This is a genomic window from Mangrovicoccus sp. HB161399, assembly GCF_013184745.1.
Classification (GTDB): Bacteria; Pseudomonadota; Alphaproteobacteria; order Rhodobacterales; family Rhodobacteraceae; genus Mangrovicoccus.
In genome coordinates, this window is record NZ_JAATVU010000003.1 from 94,159 (window position 1) to 112,126 (window position 17,968).

At 68.2% G+C, this 17,968-nt stretch carries 18 protein-coding genes; 12 read left to right on the forward strand and 6 right to left on the reverse strand.

Going from position 1 to position 17,968, the window contains the following annotated elements; translation table 11 throughout:
- The 7 genes from HCC78_RS02705 to HCC78_RS02735 all read left to right on the forward strand — a co-directional run.
- The coding region (locus tag HCC78_RS02705; protein WP_172327200.1) for a TRAP transporter substrate-binding protein at nt 1–855 on the forward strand (855 nt) is incomplete at its 5' end.
- Nucleotides 852–1,418: a TRAP transporter small permease gene (locus tag HCC78_RS02710; protein ID WP_172327201.1), complete on the forward strand. Its 567-nt coding sequence runs from the start codon at nt 852–854 to the stop codon at nt 1,416–1,418. The genes HCC78_RS02705 and HCC78_RS02710, both read left to right, overlap by 4 nt.
- Before the next feature lies 1 nt (nt 1,419).
- Nucleotides 1,420–2,709, forward strand: coding sequence for a TRAP transporter large permease (locus HCC78_RS02715; protein ID WP_172327202.1), 1,290 nt, complete (start codon nt 1,420–1,422; stop codon nt 2,707–2,709).
- Nucleotides 2,710–2,723: 14 nt separating this feature from the next.
- Nucleotides 2,724–3,401, forward strand: a complete 678-nt coding sequence (locus HCC78_RS02720) for an RraA family protein (RefSeq protein WP_172327203.1) — start codon at nt 2,724–2,726, stop codon at nt 3,399–3,401.
- 119 nt (nt 3,402–3,520) lie between these two features.
- Nucleotides 3,521–4,453 (forward strand): ornithine cyclodeaminase family protein, encoded by a 933-nt coding sequence (locus HCC78_RS02725; protein WP_172327204.1) that lies wholly within the window; start codon nt 3,521–3,523, stop codon nt 4,451–4,453.
- 81 nt (nt 4,454–4,534) lie between these two features.
- Nucleotides 4,535–5,317 carry a 2-keto-4-pentenoate hydratase gene (locus HCC78_RS02730; RefSeq protein WP_172327205.1) on the forward strand — a complete coding sequence of 261 codons (783 nt, stop codon included), beginning with the start codon at nt 4,535–4,537 and terminating at the stop codon, nt 5,315–5,317.
- A 146-nt stretch (nt 5,318–5,463) separates the two neighbouring features.
- Nucleotides 5,464–5,952, forward strand: coding sequence for a cytochrome b (locus HCC78_RS02735; RefSeq protein WP_172327206.1), 489 nt, complete (start codon nt 5,464–5,466; stop codon nt 5,950–5,952).
- Nucleotides 5,953–6,005: 53 nt separating this feature from the next.
- Here HCC78_RS02735 and HCC78_RS02740 read toward each other — a convergent pair whose 3' ends face one another.
- The 6 genes from HCC78_RS02740 to HCC78_RS02765 form a co-directional block, all read right to left on the reverse strand.
- Nucleotides 6,006–6,764 (reverse strand): ABC transporter ATP-binding protein, encoded by a 759-nt coding sequence (locus HCC78_RS02740; RefSeq protein WP_172327207.1) that lies wholly within the window; start codon nt 6,762–6,764, stop codon nt 6,006–6,008.
- Complete coding sequence (locus HCC78_RS02745; RefSeq protein ID WP_172327208.1) at nt 6,761–7,705, reverse strand: iron chelate uptake ABC transporter family permease subunit; 945 nt, start codon at nt 7,703–7,705, stop codon at nt 6,761–6,763. Before HCC78_RS02745 ends, HCC78_RS02740 begins: the two co-directional genes overlap by 4 nt.
- Nucleotides 7,695–8,651 (reverse strand): ABC transporter permease, encoded by a 957-nt coding sequence (locus HCC78_RS02750; RefSeq protein ID WP_172327209.1) that lies wholly within the window; start codon nt 8,649–8,651, stop codon nt 7,695–7,697. Before HCC78_RS02750 ends, HCC78_RS02745 begins: the two co-directional genes overlap by 11 nt.
- A gap of 24 nt (nt 8,652–8,675) precedes the next feature.
- Entirely contained in the window at nt 8,676–9,587 is a 912-nt protein-coding gene (locus tag HCC78_RS02755) for a siderophore ABC transporter substrate-binding protein (protein ID WP_371743767.1), read from the reverse strand.
- Nucleotides 9,588–9,723: 136 nt separating this feature from the next.
- Nucleotides 9,724–10,455, reverse strand: coding sequence for a response regulator transcription factor (locus HCC78_RS02760; RefSeq protein WP_172327210.1), 732 nt, complete (start codon nt 10,453–10,455; stop codon nt 9,724–9,726).
- Nucleotides 10,455–12,419, reverse strand: coding sequence for a PAS-domain containing protein (locus HCC78_RS02765; RefSeq protein WP_172327211.1), 1,965 nt, complete (start codon nt 12,417–12,419; stop codon nt 10,455–10,457). The genes HCC78_RS02760 and HCC78_RS02765 overlap by 1 nt, the downstream gene beginning before the upstream one ends.
- Before the next feature lie 147 nt (nt 12,420–12,566).
- Between HCC78_RS02765 and HCC78_RS02770 the strand changes: the two genes are divergently transcribed.
- Genes HCC78_RS02770 through HCC78_RS02790 form a run of 5 tightly spaced genes read left to right on the forward strand, consistent with a single transcriptional unit; the run spans nt 12,567 to nt 17,960 of the window.
- Nucleotides 12,567–14,219 (forward strand): acyl-CoA synthetase, encoded by a 1,653-nt coding sequence (locus HCC78_RS02770; RefSeq protein WP_172327212.1) that lies wholly within the window; start codon nt 12,567–12,569, stop codon nt 14,217–14,219.
- A gap of 53 nt (nt 14,220–14,272) precedes the next feature.
- Nucleotides 14,273–15,025 (forward strand): ABC transporter ATP-binding protein, encoded by a 753-nt coding sequence (locus HCC78_RS02775; RefSeq protein ID WP_172327213.1) that lies wholly within the window; start codon nt 14,273–14,275, stop codon nt 15,023–15,025.
- A 53-nt stretch (nt 15,026–15,078) separates the two neighbouring features.
- Entirely contained in the window at nt 15,079–15,777 is a 699-nt protein-coding gene (locus HCC78_RS02780; RefSeq protein WP_371743771.1) for an ABC transporter ATP-binding protein, read from the forward strand.
- A 34-nt stretch (nt 15,778–15,811) separates the two neighbouring features.
- Nucleotides 15,812–17,014, forward strand: a complete 1,203-nt coding sequence (locus HCC78_RS02785; protein WP_172327215.1) for an ABC transporter substrate-binding protein — start codon at nt 15,812–15,814, stop codon at nt 17,012–17,014.
- Nucleotides 17,015–17,069: 55 nt separating this feature from the next.
- Nucleotides 17,070–17,960, forward strand: coding sequence for a branched-chain amino acid ABC transporter permease (locus tag HCC78_RS02790; RefSeq protein WP_371743768.1), 891 nt, complete (start codon nt 17,070–17,072; stop codon nt 17,958–17,960).
- The last annotated feature ends 8 nt before the right edge of the window (nt 17,961–17,968 follow it).

The following is a 17,968-nucleotide window of genomic DNA, read 5'->3' on the forward strand; positions in this document are numbered from 1 at the left end:
GAGCTGACCGACGAGTACACCGATGGCAAGCTGACCATCCAGGTCTTCCCGAACGAGCAGCTGGGCAAGGAGGACGCCGTCCTCGAGCAGATGCAGGCGGGCGTCGTCAACATCTACGCCGAGGGCTTCGGCTACATGCGCAAATGGGCGCCGGAGCTTAGCTGGATCTCCCCGGCCTTCGTCTTCGACGACTACGCCCACTGGCAGCGCTTCATGGGCTCCGACCTGGTGAAAGGCTGGTTCGAGAAGGCCGCCGAGATCTCCGGCGTCGGTCCGCTGGGCGATCCCACCGCCGTGCTGCGCGGCCCGTTCCGCGTGATGGTGTCGAACAAGCCGGTCAACAGCCTGGAGGACGTCCAGGGCCTGAAACTGCGCATGCATCCCGACAAGCTGGCCATCGCGTCCTGGTCGCATCTGGGCGCCGAAGTGATCACGCTGCCCTGGACCGAGGTCTACCAGTCGATCCAGAAGAACATCGTGCAGGCCGTGAACTCGCCGATCGCGCTGGTCGAGTCGATGCGCTTCAACGAGGTCGCCCCCTATATCGCGCGCCACGACGAATACTGGCAGTCGATCGGCTTCATGATGAACCTCAAGGCCTATGACGCGCTCGACGAGGACGTGAAGGCTGGGCTGCTGAAGGCCTATAACGAGGCCGGCGGATACAGCCAGGATCTGATGTTCAAGGTCGCCGACGAAAGCATCGAGCGGATGACCGACGAGGGCGCCACCTACGTGGAGCTCGACACCGCGCCCTTCGTCGAGGCGATGAAGCCGTTCTACGACGAGATGGCGGCCTCCGGCGAACTGCCCGAAGGCTACATGGAAGCGGTCGAGGCGGCGCGTACCGAATGATCGCCTTCCGCGAGATTTCTCCGAAGGGAGGGCTGCAGGCAGCCCTCCTCATCGCGGACCGGCTGAACTGGGGCCTGGGCGGCGTGTTCATGTGGATCGCCAATGCCTGCCTCATCGTGATGCTGGCCCTGACCACCGTAACGATTGTCGGCCGCCCCTTCGGGTTTTCGGCCTACTGGATCTGGCCCTGGACGATGGTGTTCTTCGTCTGGCTCAGCTTCTTCGGTTTCTTCGCCGTCGTCGCGCGGCTGAAGGACGTGCGCATCGACTTCCTCGCCAACCATCTGGGCCGCTGGGGCTACCCGGCGACGCGGCTGCTGTCGGATGTCTGCGCGCTGGCGCTCTGCGCGGTGCTGCTGAAGCTCTTCCCCACCGTGCTCGCCACCTCCTCGGGCGTGGTCGACGGGGCGATCTTCCCCGACGGCGAGGAACTGCCGCGACAGGCGCTGTCGATCCCGCTCTTCGTCTCCGCCTTCCTGATCTGCATCTCCGCCCTGATCGACATGGGCAAGATGTTCGCAGGCCTGCCGGAAAACCTCACCGAGCATCACCCGGAGACCTGACATGGCCTATATCCTCTTCGGCTCCTTCCTGTCGCTGATCCTGCTGCGCGTGCCGATCTCCATCGCCATCGGCGTCTCGACGCTGGTGACCTTCCTGACCTCGGATTTCTCCGGCGTGCTGCAGATCATCCCGCAGCAGATGCTCGAAGGCGTGAACAAGGCCTCGCTGACCGCCGTGCCCTTCTTCATCATGGCCGGCAACCTGATGAACGTCACCGGCGTGACCGAGCGCATCTTCGCCTTCGCCAACTCTCTCGTCGGCCATCTGCGCGCGGGCCTCGCCCAGGTGAACATCCTGTCGTCGATGATCTTCGCGGGCATCTCGGGCGCCGCCGTCGCCGACTGCGCCGGTCTCGGCGCGATCGAGATCAAGGCGATGCGCGAAGCCGGCTACAAGGGCGATTTCGCCGCCGCCGTCACCGTGGCCTCCTCGGTCATCGGCCCGCTGATCCCGCCCTCCATCGGGCTGGTGCTCTATGCCTTCCTCGCCCAGCAGTCGATCGAGCGGATGTTCCTCGCCGGTCTCGTCCCCGGCATCGTCGTCGGCCTCGCGCTGATGCTCTATGTCCGGATGGTGGCGCAGTTCCGCGACTTCCCGACCCAGCCGCGCGCCACCGTGCGCGAAGTGGCGGGCACCGCGCGGCACGGCTTCCTCGCGCTGGTCGCCCCGGCGATCATCCTGGGCAGCATCATGTTCGGCTTCGTCACCGCCACCGAGGCGGGCGTGCTGGCCTGCATCTACTGCATCGGACTCGGCGTCTGGTACAAGGAACTGACCTTCCGCAAGTTCCTCGACGCGCTATCCGACAGCGCGATGATGACCGCCGTCATCATGATCATCATCGCCTTCTCGATCGCGATGGGCTGGCTCCTGGCCATCGACCAGGCCCCGCAGAAGCTCGCCGAGGCGACCTTCGCGCTGACCGACAACAAGAACGTGTTCCTTGCGCTGCTGCTGGTCTTCATCATCCTCGTCGGCTGCGTCGTCGAGGGGGTGCCCGCCAAGCTGATCCTCGTGCCGACGCTGCTGCCAGTGATCGACGCCTACGGCATCGACCGGGTGCATTTCGGCATCATCATCCAGCTCGGCCTGCTGATCGGGATCGCCACCCCGCCGATGGGCATCGGTCTCTACATCGTCTCCGAGGTCGGCCGCGTCCGCTTCGAGAAGGTGACGATGGCGGTGCTTCCCTTCCTGCTGCCGCTCTTCGCGGTGCTGATCCTGCTGACCTACGTCCCCGGCGTGGTCACCTTCCTGCCGGACCTGATCCTCGGTCCGCAATCCAACTGAGAACGGAGTTCCCCGTGAGCAACCTTGTCTACAAGCTCAACCCGATGCCGCCGAAGATCCCGCAGGAGAAGCTCGACCGGCTGGCCAAGCTCGAAACCGCCACGATCGGCCATTTCTACCATTTCGGCTTCGCCTCCCCGGCGATCCAGCCGGTGCTGCGCGGCAAGACCATTGCCTCGACCCTGACCACCCTGGCGATCCCCGGGCTCGACTCCACGCTGCTGCACCACTGCCTCAGCGATTGCGGCCCGGGCTACTTCCTGGCGGTCGACCGCCTGGGCGACACGAAATACGCCTGCTGGGGCGGCGGCGTGACCCGGATGGCGGCGATGATCGGCCTTGACGGCGGCTGCGTCGACGGCCCGCATACCGACACGCTGGAGATCGAGGAGCAGCAGTTCCCGATGTGGTCGCGCGGACCGTCCCCGGTCACCACGCGACTCTACAACACCGGCGGCGGCTTCAACGTGCCGGTCTCCATCGGCGGGGCGGCGGCCCTGCCGGGCTATGCGGTCCTGGCCGACGATACCGGCATCCTGTTCATTGCTCCGGAAGATCTCGACGAGGTTCTCGAGATCGGCGAGCAGAAGACCGAAGGCAGCCGCATCAACGAGCCGAAGGTCACGGCCGGGACCCATCTGGGCCAGCTCTCCGGCGCGACGAAGATGGTCGAAGCCAAGACAGCCAAGTGACATTGCCGCGGCCCGGAACCAGCATCCCGGGCCGCGACGATGCGCCCGCGGGACCGGAGCAGAGGTCCCGCGGGTTCTGCGCTACTCTCCGCCGGAAAGCGGCAGAAGGGGATGGCGCCATGGAATTTCTCGATCACGACGACCTGTCGGAGCGGCTGGACTGGGGCGCATTGATCGGCGCGCTGGCCGAGGTGCTGGGCCGCGGCGCGGTCGAGGCGCCCCCGCGCCATGTCCACCAGATGAAGATGCCCGACGGGACCGAGGCGTCGCTCCTGCTGATGCCCGCCTGGGAGGGCGGCCGCGCGGCGGGGGTGAAGGTCGTGACCTTCTTTCCGGGCAATGCCGGGAAGGGCCTGCCGACGATCAATGCCGGCTACCTGATGTTCGACGGCGCGACCGGCCAGATGCGCGCGGTCCTGGAAGGCGACGCGCTGACCTCCCGCCGCACGGCCGCCGCCTCGGCGCTGGCCGCCCGCTATCTCGCCCGAGAGGACGCGCAGCGCCTGCTGGTCGTCGGCACCGGCCAGCTTGCCATGGGCGTGGCCGAGGCGCATTCCGCCGTCCGCCCCTATGACGACATCTCCATCTGGGGCCGCAGCCCGGAGAAAGCCGCCGCCATTGCCGCCGCGCTGGCGGAAAACGGGCTTCCGGCGAAGGTCTGCACCGATCTGGAGGCAGGGGTGCGTGCGGCCGGCACGGTCAGCTGCGTGACCGCCTCCACCGTGCCGCTGGTGCTGGGCGAATGGCTCTCCGAGGGCAGCCATCTCGACCTGATCGGTGCCTTCAAGGCCGACATGCGCGAAAGCGACACTGCCGCGATCTCGCAGGCGTCGCTCTTCGTCGACGGCCGTCCCGGCGCGCTGCTGGCCGGCGATCTGGCCCAGCCGATCGCGGAAGGCGCCTTCGGCGAAGACCACATCCGGGCCGACCTGCCCGAGCTGATCCGCGGCACCCATCCCGGCCGGACCAGCCCCGCGGAGCGCACCGTCTTCAAGTCCGTGGGCCTCTCGGCCGAGGACCTGGCCGCCGCGGTGCTGGCCCTCGGCAGCTGAGCCGCCGCTGGCGCGGCACGTGCTTGGACAGGGCGGGGCCTGCGCCATCCCGGCGCGGGCAGAGCCGGAAGGACATGACACGTGCTGACCGAAGACGACCGCCAGGCCGCCGCAGAGGCCATCTGGGATGCCGGGAAATCCCGCGACACCTGCGTCGCGCCCTCGCGCATCTTCCCGGGCATGACCATGGAAGACGCCTATGACATCCAGGCCCGCTGGACGCAGCTGCGCCTCGGCGACGGCGCGCGGATCGCGGGCCGCAAGATCGGCCTTGCCACGCGGCCGATGCAGGCCGCCGCCAGGGTGGCGGGCCCGGATTGCGGCGTGATCTTCCAGGATGCGCTGTTCGCCGACGGCGCGGAATTCGGCAAGGGGACCTTCGCGCTGCCGCAGGTCTCCGCCGAGCTGGTGTTCACCCTGGGCGCCGATCTGTCCGGTCCCGAGGTCGCCCGCGACGCGGTCCTTGCGGCCATCGCCACCGTCGGCGCCGCGCTGGAAATCACCGACAGCCGCACCGAACAGCCCGCGACGATCATCGACACCGTGTCCGACAATGCCGGTCTGGGCGCCGTCGTCACCGGCGGCACGCCGCTGTCCGCGGCGGAAGTCGACCTGCGCTGGATCGCCGCCGTCCTGTCGAAGAACGGCACGGTCGAGGAAACTGGCGTTTCCGCCGCGCTCGGGGGGGATCCGCTGGCCGGTCTCGCCTGGCTGGCCGGACGGCTCGCCGCGGCGGGCGAGGGGCTGAAGGCCGGAGACCTGGTGCTGGGCGGCGGCTTCACCCGTCCGGTGCCGGTGCGCGCCGGTGACGCGGTGCTGGCCGATTTCGGTCCGCTCGGCACCATTTCGGCCCGCTTCGGCTGAAGCCCGGTCCGGCCGCGCCGCGGCGGGCGGCCGGACACTTTTTCCGGAGAATTGTCGGGGTCCCGATCTACCGCATTGAAACGCGACGGAAGCCGGGCCCATCTGCGTTCAGGACTTGTTCCAAGGACAGACCCGGAGACCGGACAATGGATTTCTTCAAGGAAGCCCCGAGCTTCAGCAACATGCAGAAGGCCCTGCACTGGGCCGTGGTGGTTCTGCTCGCCGCGCAGTACTTCCTCTTCGACGGCATGGGCCGCCCCTTCCACCAGCTGATGGACACCGGCACGGCGACCTACACGCTGACCCCGGCGATGCATCTGGGCATCGGCGTGCTGACGCTGGCGCTGGCCGCCTGGCGGATCGCGCTGCGCCTGACCCACGGCACGCCGCCCGAACCGGCGGAAGAGCCGGACCTGGCCAAGCTCGGCTCGAAGATCGCCCATGCCGCGATCTATGCGCTGCTCTTCATCCTGCCGCTCACCGGGCTCGTCGCCTGGTTCGGCCAGGCGGGCTTCGCGGCGGAGATCCACGAACTCCTGACCAATGCGCTGATGGCGCTGGTCGTCCTGCATGTCGCCGCGGCGCTGGTGCACCATTTCTGGTGGAAGACCGACGTCCTGCTCAGGATGCGCTGAGCCCGCGGCCCGCGCGGGGGAGGGGCCGGGGAGGGAGCATCCCTCTCCCCGCTTCAGGCGTGGTGCAGCACGGTCGGCCGGCCGGCGATCTCCTCGACGCCGATCTTCATCCCGAAGAGCTCCGACAGCCGCGCAGAGGTCAGCACTTCGCGCGGCGCGCCCTGGAAATCCAGCTTCCCGTCCTTAAGCGCCACGACATGGTCCGCCCAGGCGGCGGCATAGTTGATGTCGTGCACCACCATCACCACCGAGCGCACGCCCGCGCGGCTGAGCCCGTGGATCCGCGCCATCAGCGCGCGGGCATGGTACATGTCGAGATTGTTCAGCGGCTCGTCGAGCAGCAGCCAGTCGGTTTCCTGCGCCAGCCCCATCGCGATGAAGGCGCGCTGGTTCTGCCCGCCCGACAGCTCGTCGAGGAAGCGGCCGCGCAGCTCCAGAAGGTCGAAGGCTTCGAGCGCGCGCTCCACTGCCGCATGGTCCTCCGGCCGCGGGCGGCCATGGTGATGCGGCCAGCGGCCGAAGCCCACCAGGTCGCCGACCCGCAGGCGGCTGGCCACGCCGACCCGCTGGGTGACGATTGCCAGCCGCTTGGCCAGCGCCTCGGTCTTGGTCCGGGCCACGCAATGCCCGTCGACCTCGACCTGTCCCTCCTGGATCGGCAGCAGCCTTGCCATCAGCCCCATCAGCGTCGATTTTCCCGCGCCGTTCGGCCCGATGATGGCGGTGATCCCGCCCTTCGGCAGGTCGAGCGTCAGGTCGGTCAGGATCGGCGCCCCGCCGATCCGGTGGCTGAGATTGCGGACGGCGATCATCTGCGGCGGCCTCCGAGCACGAGATAGAGGAAGAGAAGCCCGCCGAAGAATTCGATGATCACGGCGAGGGTGGATTGCAGGCCGAGGACACGTTCGAACACGCCCTGGCCGATCACCAGCACCAGTCCGGCGATCATTGCGGCAGCGGGCAGCAGCAGCGCATGGCACGGCGTCTGCATCAGCTGGTGGGCCAGCGCGGCGACGAGAAGGCCGAGGAAGCTGACCGGACCGACCAGCGCGGTGGAGACCGCGACCAGCGCCGAGACGAGCAGCAGGAGGACGGTCGCCAGCCGGTCGTGGCGCAGCCCCAGCCCGACCGCGCTGTCGCGCCCCAGCGCCACGATGTCGAGCGACGGCGCCAGGCGCCACAGGAGGGCGAAGACCGGCACGAACAGCGCTGCGGCCATCGCCAGCTGGGTCGTGTCAACCGCGCCGAAGCTGGCGAACATCACCTGCTGGACCACGGCGAATTCGCTGGGATCGATCAGCCGCAGCACGAAGGCGGTCATCGAGCGGAAGAACAGGCCGAAGATCACGCCGACGAGGATCATCCGGTGCAGGTCGCCCCGCCCGCGCCCCATCAGCAGCGAAAACAGCGCCAGCGAGGCCGCCATCATCAGCGCGGTGTCGAGCAGGAACTTCGCCGGGCCGCCCGTCATCGCGTAGCCCAAGCCCCCCATGGTCAGCACCATCAGGCTCTGCACCAGCAGGAAGAGCGAGTCGAAGCCCATGATCGAGGGCGTCAGGATGCGGTTGCCGGTCACGGTCTGGAACACGACCGTGGAGACGCCGACCGCGGCGCCGACCAGCAGAAGTGATGCAAGCTTGACGGCGCGCAGCTCAAGGATGAAGCCTGCGGGACCTTTCAGCCCCCAGAACAGGAAGAAGGCGCAGGCGGCGATCAGGGCGAGGCCCAGGGCGATCAGGCGTCTATCGGACACGGGGCTTCGGTCCCAGCAGGAGCCAGAGGAACACCGCGGCGCCGACCGCGCCGAAGATCGTCCCGGCGGGAATTTCGTAGGGAAAGCGGATGATCCGGCCCAGCACGTCGGAGGCGAGCACCAGCCCAGCACCCATCCCGGCCATCACGGGCAGCGAGGCGCGCAGGTTGTCGCCCATGATCCGTGCCACGATGTTCGGCACGACCAGCCCGACGAAGGGCACCGCGCCCACCGTGACCACGACCATGGCGGTGACGACGGAAACTGTGACCATGCCGATCCACAGCGTCTGGGCATAGTTCAGCCCCAGCCCGATGCTGGCGGTCTCGCCCAGCCCGGCAATGGTGAAGCGGTCGGCGTAGAGATAGGCGAGCCCGGCGACGAGACCCGCGAGCCAGAGCAGTTCGTAGCGCCCGGCCAGCACGCCCGAGAACTCGCCGTTCATCCAGGTGCCCAGATATTGCAGCAGGTCGGCCTGGTAGGCGGCAAAGGTCGTGCCGGCGCCGATGATGCCGCTGTAGATGATGCCGACCAGCGGCACCATCAGCGGCTCTTCGGGGGGCAGGCGGCGGATCAGCGCCAGGAACCCTGCCATGCCGATCAGCGCGGCGGCGGCGGAGATGCCCATCTTGCCGAGGATCGGCGTGCCGGGGGCCAGCATGGTGACGGCCAGCAGTCCCATCATCGCCGCTTCGACCGTGCCGGTGGTGCCCGGCTCGACGAAGCGGTTGCGCACCAGAAGCTGCATGATCACGCCCGCCACCGCCATCGAGGCGCCCGACAGCATTGCCGCGGCGGTGCGGGGAAGGCGGCTCAGCAGCAGCAGCTTCACCCCCTCGGGGTCGCTGAACAGCTGCAGCGGCGAGACCGAAGCCGCGCCGACGCAGAGCGAGGCGGCGACGAGCCCCGCGAGGGCGAGGCAGGTCAGGAGCAGGGGGCGGCTCATGGCGTCAGGCTGGAGACTGTCGTGTCAGCTGTCGGAGGCGGAAAAGGCTTCCGTGATCTGGTCGAGCACGCCGGTCAGGGCCTGCGCGCCGCCGCCCGCGATATACATGCGCGCCGGATCCAGATAGACGACATGGCCGTTCTTCCATGCCTTGGTCTCGCGCACCAGCGCATTGTCCAGCGTCTGCGCCGCGCTTTCGCCCTCGGCGCCGATCGCCGCGCCGCGGTCGACGACCAGCAGCCAGTCGGGGTTCACTTCGGCGATGAATTCGAAGGAGACCGCCTCGCCATGGGTCTGGGTCGACAGGCCCTCGCGCGCCTGCGGAAGGCCGACGGCATCGTGGATCCAGCCGAAGCGCGAGCCCGCGCCATAGGCCGAGACCTTCGGACCGTTGGTGAGGATGATCAGCCCGTTGCCCTTGCCCGCGACGGCGGCCTCGGCGGCCTCCAGCTTGGACTGGATCTCGGCCTCCAGCGCGGCGGCCTCGGCCTCGTGCCCGGTGAGTGCGCCATAGGTGTCGATCCGCTGCAGCGCGGTGGCGACCATGTCCTCGGTCGGGATGGTCATGTCGATCGCCGGGGCGACGCGCGCAACCGACTCGAGCTGCGCAGCGGAGCGGCCGCCGACGATGATCAGGTCGGGGGCGAGCTGCGCCAGTTTCTCCAGGTCCGGCTCGAACAGCGTGCCGACGCCGGTCGACTCCGCGACCACGTCCTGCAGGTAGGGCACCAGCAGGGGATCGGGCGCGCCCGCGATCTTCACGCCGAGCGCTTGGAGCGTGTCGATGGCAGCGGTGTCATAGGCGGCGATCGTGGCGGGGCGGCCCTCCAGCTCGGCCGGGCCGCGCGCGGTGTCCACGGTCAGCGGGTCGGCAGCGGCGGCAGAGGCGACGATTGCGGCAAGGCCGAACGCGGCCATGAAGGGACGGGATTCCATCGGCAGGCTCCTGGAATGCTTGGGACAATCACAGAGCGTGGCGGTGGCTGGCTCCTTCTGTCGCGATCTCTAGGGAGAATGTCCCGGAGAGTACAGAAGAAACCCGACTGTTTCGATCAAATACTTGCGACCCGCGTCAGGGTGCCTCGCTCGGGGCGCCCTGCACCCACTCGACGCGCGGCGTGAAGACATAGCCCGCGCCGTATACCGTCTTGATCGCGCGCGGTTTCTTCGGGTCGTCCCCGAGCTTGCGGCGCAGCCGCGAGATCCGCACATCCATGGCGCGGTCGAAGGTCTCAAGGTCCGAAGGGCCCTCGATGTCCAGCAGGAAGCGTCGGCTCAGCACCCGGCCGGCGGCATTGGCGAAGGCGCGCAGCAGCGAGGCCTCGGCCGCCGAGAGCGATACCGCCTTGCCCTCGGGATCGGTCAGGGTGCAGGCGCCGAAATCGGCGGTCCAGCCGTCGAAGCGCGCGACCTCGCGCGAGCGGTCCGGGGCTTGCGCGACCGTGGCGCGGCGCAGCAGCGAACGCACGCGGGCGACAAGCTCGCGCGGCTCCACCGGCTTGACGAGGTAGTCGTCGGCGCCGAGCTCCAGCCCGACGACGCGGTCCGTCACCTCGCCGCGGCCCGAGACGATGATCGTCGGGATGGCCAGATCGCGCATCAGGTGGCCGACCACGCTGAGCCCGTCGCCGTCGGGCAGGCCCAGGTCGACGAGGCAGACATCGGGGCGGACGCGCGACAGCCGGGCGACGATGTCGGCGCGGCGGGCGAAGCGTTCGACCTCGAAGCCGTGCTCTTCGAGAGAGCGGCGCAGCACGGTGGCGACGTCGCTGTCATCTTCGAGCAGGAACACGAGCTGCGCCATCAGGCCTTTTCCTCCAGGCAGGCAATGCGGTTGGCCTCGGCGGCGATGGCGGCGGCAAGGGCGGGGCGTTCGAAGGGCTTCCTCAGGAACGGAATCGCCGCCGCGCCGGTCTCGGTCGAGGGCACCTCGCTATGCCCGGTCATGACGACGACGGCAATCTCCGGCCGGGCGGCGCGCAGCCGCCGTGCCAGTTCGCGCCCGTCGGTCGCGCCGGGCATCGCGACGTCGGTGACGACCAGGTGGATGTCCGAGACCGCGTCCAGCGTCTCCTCGGCCTCCTCCGCGGTGCCGGCCTCGATGATCGGATAGCCGAGCTCGGCCAGCTGGCGGCGGATCACCCGGCGCACGTCCGGGTTGTCCTCCACGAGCAGCGCCAGCCCGGGCGCCTCGCCGGTCAGCACGATGCCGTCCTCCTCCTCCGGCACGGGCAGGACGGAGGCGCAGACCGCCGGCAGGAAGATGTCGAAGCGCGTGCCGTAGCCTTCGGCGGTGTCGAGCTGGATCGCGCCCTCGGACTGGCGGACGAAGCCGTAGACCATGGCAAGGCCCAGCCCCGAGCCGCCGCCGTCGGTCTTGGTCGAGAAGAACGGCTCGAAGGCGCGCGCCGCGGTTTCCGGCGGCATTCCCGGCCCGTCATCGGAGACCGAGATGCGCACGTAATCGCCGGGCTTCAGCTTCATCGCCTCGGCCTCGGCGGCACCCAGCGTCTGCAGCATGGTGGCCAGCTCGATCCGGCCGCCCTCCTTCAGCGCGTCGCGGGCATTGATCGCGAGGTTGAGCAGCGCCATCTCCAGCTGCCCCGGATCGACGAAGGCCGGTTTCGAGCCGCCTCGCAGCCGGGTGGAGATCTCGATGTTGTCGGGCAGCGACGGGCGCAGCAGCTTCACCAGCTGGCCGATCGCATCCTCGACATCGACCGCCGAGGGCTGCAGCGCCTGCCGCCGCGCCACCGCCAGCAGCCGCCGGGTGAAATTCGCGCCCCGCCGGGCGGCGGCAAGCGCGGGCTGCGCCAGTTCGCGGGTGATCTCGCTGTCGCCCAGCCGGTCGCAGAGCGGCACGAGATTGCCGATGATCACCGTCAGCAGGTTGTTGAAATCATGCGCGATGCCCGAGCTCAGCTGCCCCAGCGCGTCCATCTTCTGCGCCTGCAGGGCCGCGGCGGTCGCCTTCTTCAGCCGGGTGATGTCGACCGACAGCAGGTAGAAGCCGCAGGGCGTGCCGTCGCCCGGACGGTCCGGGCGCAGGAAGGTGCGGATGTCGATCACGCGGCCCGAGGGCAGGGTGACGGTCATCTCGTAATCGACCGGGATGCCCTGGCGGGCCTGCTCGAAGAACGGCCGCGAGAAATCCAGCGTCTCGGATTTCAGGATGTCGTCGCAGGTCAGCCCGAGGATCTCGACCGGGGTCAGCCCGTAGGCCCGGGCGAAGCGGATGTTGGCGAAGCGGATGCGCATGTCGCGGTCGACCTGCGCGATGCCGGCGGGCACGTTGTCGGCGATCAGCCGCAGCCGCTCCTCGCTGAGGCGAAGCGCCGCGGTGCGCTCGCGGATCAGCCGCTCCTGCACCTCCTCGCGGCTCTTCTCGTTGGTGATGTCGGTATAGACGGTGACGAATCCGCCGGTCGTCATCGGCACGCCCTCGACGCGCAGGATGCGGCCGTCGGGGCGGGGCCGCTCGAAAAGGTGCGGCTCGAAGAGGCGGGCGCGCTCGACGCGGAACCTGGTCTGTTCCTCCGGGTCGCCGGGTCCGTATTCGCCGCGTTCCGCATTGTGCCGTATGAAGATCTCGAAGGGCGCGCCGGGATAGGCGAGGTCCTCGGGAAAGCCCAGCAGGTCGATGAACCGCTTGTTCCAGCCCACGAGGCGCAGGTTGCGGTCGAAGATCGTGATGCCCTGGTCGATATGGTCCAGCCCTGCCTGGAACAGTTCGTCGGCGCTGGTATCGGCTTCTGTCGCGTGGTGCATCGCCCCTCTTCCCCCGGGTCGGCCTAGTCTAGGACATTTTCGCCGCCCGCGAAGACCCCGTTACAATTCGTAAGCTTTGCGCAAATCTTGGGAAACATCGCCGCGCCACAGATTGGACAATCAGAATTTCTGCGGGGAGGTGGTCAGATGTCTGGGGCGGGAGGAGTCAACATCTACGAGTCGGGTCTGGACAAGACCGGGGCGAATTACGCGGCCTTGTCGCCGCTGAGCTTCCTGGCGCGGACCGCGGACATCTATCCCGACAACCTGGCGGTGAGCTATGGCGAGGTCCGGCGCACGTGGTCCGAGACCTATGCCCGCTGCCGCCGCCTGGCCTCGGCGCTTGCCGCGCGGGGCATCGGCAAGGGCGACACGGTGGCTGTCGTCGCGGCGAACATCCCCGAGATGTTCGAGGCGCATTTCGGCATCCCCATGTCGGGCGCGGTGCTGAACACGATCAACACCCGCCTCGACGCCGAGGCGATCGCCTTCATCCTCAACCACGGCGAGGCCAAGGCGGTGATCGTCGATCCGGAATTCTCCGAGGTGGTCGGCCGCGCGGTGCGGATGACCGGGCATTACGCCGACCTGCTGGTGATTGACATCGAGGACGCCACCTACGAAGGCGGCAGCCCGATCGGCAGCCTGACCTATGGCGCGCTGCTGGAGGAGGGCGATCCCGATTTCGCCTGGGACCTGCCCGCGGACGAATGGGACGCGATAAGCCTGAACTACACCTCGGGCACCACCGGCGACCCGAAGGGCGTGGTCTACCACCATCGCGGCGCGCATCTGAACGCCATGTCGAACATCGTCACCTGGGGCATGGCGCAGCATTCGCGCTATCTCTGGACGCTGCCGATGTTCCATTGCAACGGCTGGTGCTTCCCCTGGACCATCGCCGCCAATGCCGGGGTCTGCGTCTGCCTCCGCGCGGTGCGGGCCGACAAGATCTACCAGCTGATCCGCGACGAGAAGGTCACCCATTTCTGCGGCGCGCCGATCGTGCTGAACCTGCTGGCCAACGCCCCCGACGAGCTGAAGGACTTCTCCCACGAGGTGAAGGTCATGACCGCCGGCGCCAGCCCGCCCGCCGCCGTGATCGAGAAGATGGAGGCGATGGGCGTAGAGGTCACCCATGTCTACGGCCTGACCGAGACCTACGGGCCGTCGGTGGTCTGCGCCTGGAAGGGCGACGAATGGGACGGGCTGTCGGGCGAGGCCAAGGCCAAGCTGAAGGCGCGCCAGGGCGTGCGCAACGTCGCGCTCGACGGGCTGATGGTGGCCGATCCCGACACGCTGGAGCCGGTCCCCTCGGACGGCCAGACGCTGGGCGAGATCTTCATGCGCGGCAACAACGTGATGAAGGGCTACCTGAAGAACCCGTCCTCCACCGCCAAGAGCTTCAAGGGGGGCTGGTTCGCCTCCGGCGACCTGGGCGTGATGCACCCGGACGGCTATGTGGAGCTGAAGGACCGCTCCAAGGACATCATCATCTCGGGCGGCGAGAACATCTCCTCGGTCGAGGTCGAGGACGTGCTCTACAAGCATCCCGCGATCCTCGAAGCGGCGGTGGTGGCGAAGCCCGACGAGAAATGGGGCGAGACGCCCTGCGCCTTCGTCACGCTGAAGCCCGGCGCCAGCCTGACCGCGGAAGAGGTCATCGCCTTCTGCCGGGACCACATGGCGCATTTCAAGGCGCCGCGCTCGGTCATCTTCACCGAGCTGCCAAAGACCTCGACCGGCAAGATCCAGAAATTCGTGCTGCGCGACCAGGCCCGGGACAAGGCCAAGGCCTGAACCCGCCGGGCGGCCTCCGGGCCGTTCCCCGCAACCGCAGACACGGATTTCCCATGAGCGAAGAGCATATTCTCGTCACCGACGGGCTGTCGAAGGATTTCCTCGGCTTCACCGCGGTCGACAACGTCACCCTGAAGGTGAGGACCGGCGACATCCACGCCCTGATCGGCCCCAACGGCGCGGGGAAGACCACGGTCTTCAACCTGCTGACCAAGGTCCACCAGCCGACCCGCGGGACCATGACCTATGACGGGCGCGACATCACCCGCGCCAAGCCCGCGCAGATCGCCCGCATGGGCATGGTGCGCAGCTTCCAGATCTCGGCCGTCTTCCCGCACATGACGGCGCTGGAAAACGTCCGGGTTTCCCTGCAGCGCGAGCTGGGCACGTCCTTCCATTTCTGGCGCTCGGAGAAATCCCTGCGCGTGCTCGACGAGCGGGCGATGGAGCTGCTGACGATGGTCGGGCTGGAGCGCTACGCCGAAACCGAGGTCCACGAGATGGCCTACGGGCGCAAGCGCGCGCTGGAGATCGCCACGACCCTGGCGCAGGAGCCGAAGCTGATGCTGCTCGACGAGCCGACCCAGGGCATGGGCCGAGAGGACGTGCAGCGCATCACCGAGCTGATCCGCGAGGTCGCCAAGTCGCGCACCGTGCTGATGGTCGAGCACAACCTCGGCGTGGTCTCGGCTCTCTGCGACCGGATTACCGTGCTCCAGCGCGGCGCGATCCTGACCGAGGGGACCTACGAGGAGGTCTCCTCCGACCCGCGCGTCAAGGAAGCCTACATGGGGAGGGCGGCATGAACGCGGTCTCGGGCCACAACCACGAGATCGGCGGCGCCCATGCCGCCGAGCGGATCGCCGAGATCCACATTTCCGACCTGCATGCCTATTACGGCGAGAGCCATGCGCTGCACGGGATCGACCTGACCGTCTACCAGGGCGAGCTGGTCACGCTGCTGGGCCGCAACGGCGCCGGGCGGACCACGACGCTGCGCTCCATCGTCGGGCTGATCGGCAAGCGCACAGGGTCCATCCGGCTCAAGGGCGAGGAGATCATCGCCCGTCCGCCCCATGCCATCGCCCATCTCGGCGTCGGCTACTGCCCGGAGGAGCGCGGCATCTTCGCCTCGCTCTCGGTGGAGGAGAACCTGCTGCTGCCCCCCGTCGTGGCCGGCGGCGGCATGACGGTGGAGGAACTCTACGAGATGTTCCCCAACCTTGCCGAGCGCCGCCGCAGCCCCGGCACGCGGCTGTCGGGCGGGGAGCAGCAGATGCTCGCCATGGCGCGCATCCTGCGCACCGGCGCCAATATCCTGCTGCTCGACGAGATCACCGAAGGCCTCGCCCCGGTGATCGTCGACAAGCTCGCCGACGTGCTCGGCGTGCTGAAGACCCGCGGCTACACGATCGTTCTGGTGGAGCAGAACTTCCGTTTCGCCGCCCCGCTCGCCGACCGTCACTTCATCATGGACCACGGCCACATCGCCGAGACCGTGGAGGCCGGCGAGCTGGAAACGAAGGCGCATGTCTTCGAGGAATACCTCAGCGTCTGAACGGCGCGGGAAAAACGTCACTGGGAGGAGACACATGAAAACCCTGAAAACGCTCGCGCTCGGCGCGTCCGCCCTGGCCATGGCCTCGGCCGCCTCTGCGGAGATTTCCGACGGCAAGGTCAAGATCGGCCTCCTGACCGACATGTCGGGCACCTATTCCGATCTCGCCGGCCCGGGTGCCGTCGCTGCCGCCGAGATGGCGATCGAGGATTTCGGCGGCACCGTCGCCGGCGCGCCGATCGAGCTGGTCACCGCCGACCACCAGAACAAGGCCGACATTGCCGCCAACAAGGCGCGCGAATGGGGCGAGGCCGAGCAGGTCGACAGCTTTGCGGAACTCGTCACCACCTCGACCGCGCTGGCCGTCTACGAGATCGCCAAGCAGCAGAACAAGGTGGTGCTGGTCTCCGGCGCGGCCTCTTCGCCGCTGACCAACGACGCCTGCATCCCCTCGGGCATCCACTACACCTATTCGACCACCGCGCTGGCGAACGGCACCGGCAAGGCGGTCGTGGCCGAGGGCGGGGACACCTGGTACTTCCTGACCGCCGACTATGCCTTCGGCCAGGCGCTGGAAGCCGACGTGACGAAGGTCGTGGAGGGGGCGGGCGGCAAGGTGCTTGGCTCGATCCGCCACCCGTTCCCGGCCTCCGACTTCTCCTCCTTCGTGCTGCAGGCCCAGGCTTCCGGCGCCAAGGTGATCGGCCTCGCCAATGCCGGCGCCGACACGACGAACGCGATCAAGGCGGCGAACGAGTTCGGCCTTGTCGCGGGCGGCCAGTCGATCGCGGCGCTCCTGATGTTCATCACCGATGTCCACGCGCTGGGGCTGGAGACCGCGCAGGGCATCCAGCTGACCACCGGCTTCTACTGGGACATGGATGACGAGACCCGCGCCTGGTCCGAGAAGTTCATGGAGCGCACCGGCAAGATGCCGTCGATGGTGCAGGCCGGGGTCTATTCCTCCGTCAGCTTCTACCTCAAGGCGATCGAGGCGACAGGCAGCGACGACACCGACACCGTCATGGAATGGATGCGCGACCGGCCGATCGACGACTTCTTCGCCAAGGGCGGCACGATCCGCTCCGACGGCCGCATGGTCCACGACATGTACCTGGCGCGGGTGAAGTCGCCTGCCGAGTCGAAAGGCCCGTGGGACTATTACGAGATCGTCCGCACCATCCCCGGCGAGGAAGCCTACGGTCCCCTCTCGGACAGCACCTGCCCGACGAAATGAACCTTCCGGCCCTCCGCGCCTGCGGGGGGCCGCCTGACCGGGACGGGATGACGCCATGCTGACAGACCTACTTGGCTTTCCGCCGCAGGTGCTCTTCGGGCAGCTGCTGCTGGGCCTCATCAACGGAGCCTTCTACGCCGTCCTGTCGCTGGGCCTGGCGGTGATCTTCGGACTCCTCAACATCGTGAACTTCGCCCATGGTGCGCTCTACATGCTCGGCGCCTTCGCCGCCTGGGCGCTGGCGCATTTCCTCGGGCTGAACTACTGGGTGGCGCTCTTCGCCGCGCCGGTGCTGGTGGGCGGCTTCGGCATGCTGCTCGAACGCTTCCTGCTGCGTCGCCTTGCCGGGGTCGACCATCTCTACGGGCTCCTGCTGACCTTCGGCCTGGCGCTGGTGATCGAGGGCGTCTTCATCAAGCTCTTCGGCGCCTCCGGCCAGCCCTATCCGACGCCGAAGGCGCTGACGGGCGGCATCAACCTGGGCTTCATGTTCCTGCCCTGGTACCGCGGCTGGGTCGTCGTCGCCTCGCTGATCGCCTGCGGCGTGACCTGGTACATCTTCGAGATGACCAAGATCGGCGCCTATTTGCGCGCGGGCACCGAGAACCCGAAGCTCCTGCAGGCCTTCGGCGTGAACGTGCCGCTCCTGACCACGCTGGCCTATGGCTACGGCGTCGGGCTGGCGGCCTTCGCCGGCGTGCTGGCCGCGCCGATCACCCAGGTCTCGCCCTTGATGGGCTCGAACCTGATCATCGTCGTCTTCGCCGTCGTGGTGATCGGGGGCATGGGCTCGATCATGGGCGCGGTGGTCACCGGGCTCGCCATGGGGCTGATCGAGGGTCTGACCAAGGTGTTCTGGCCCGAGGCCTCGGCCACCGTGATCTTCTTCGTCATGGCCGTGGTGCTGGTGCTGCGGCCCGCCGGCCTGTTCGGCCGGACCGCGTGAGGAGGACG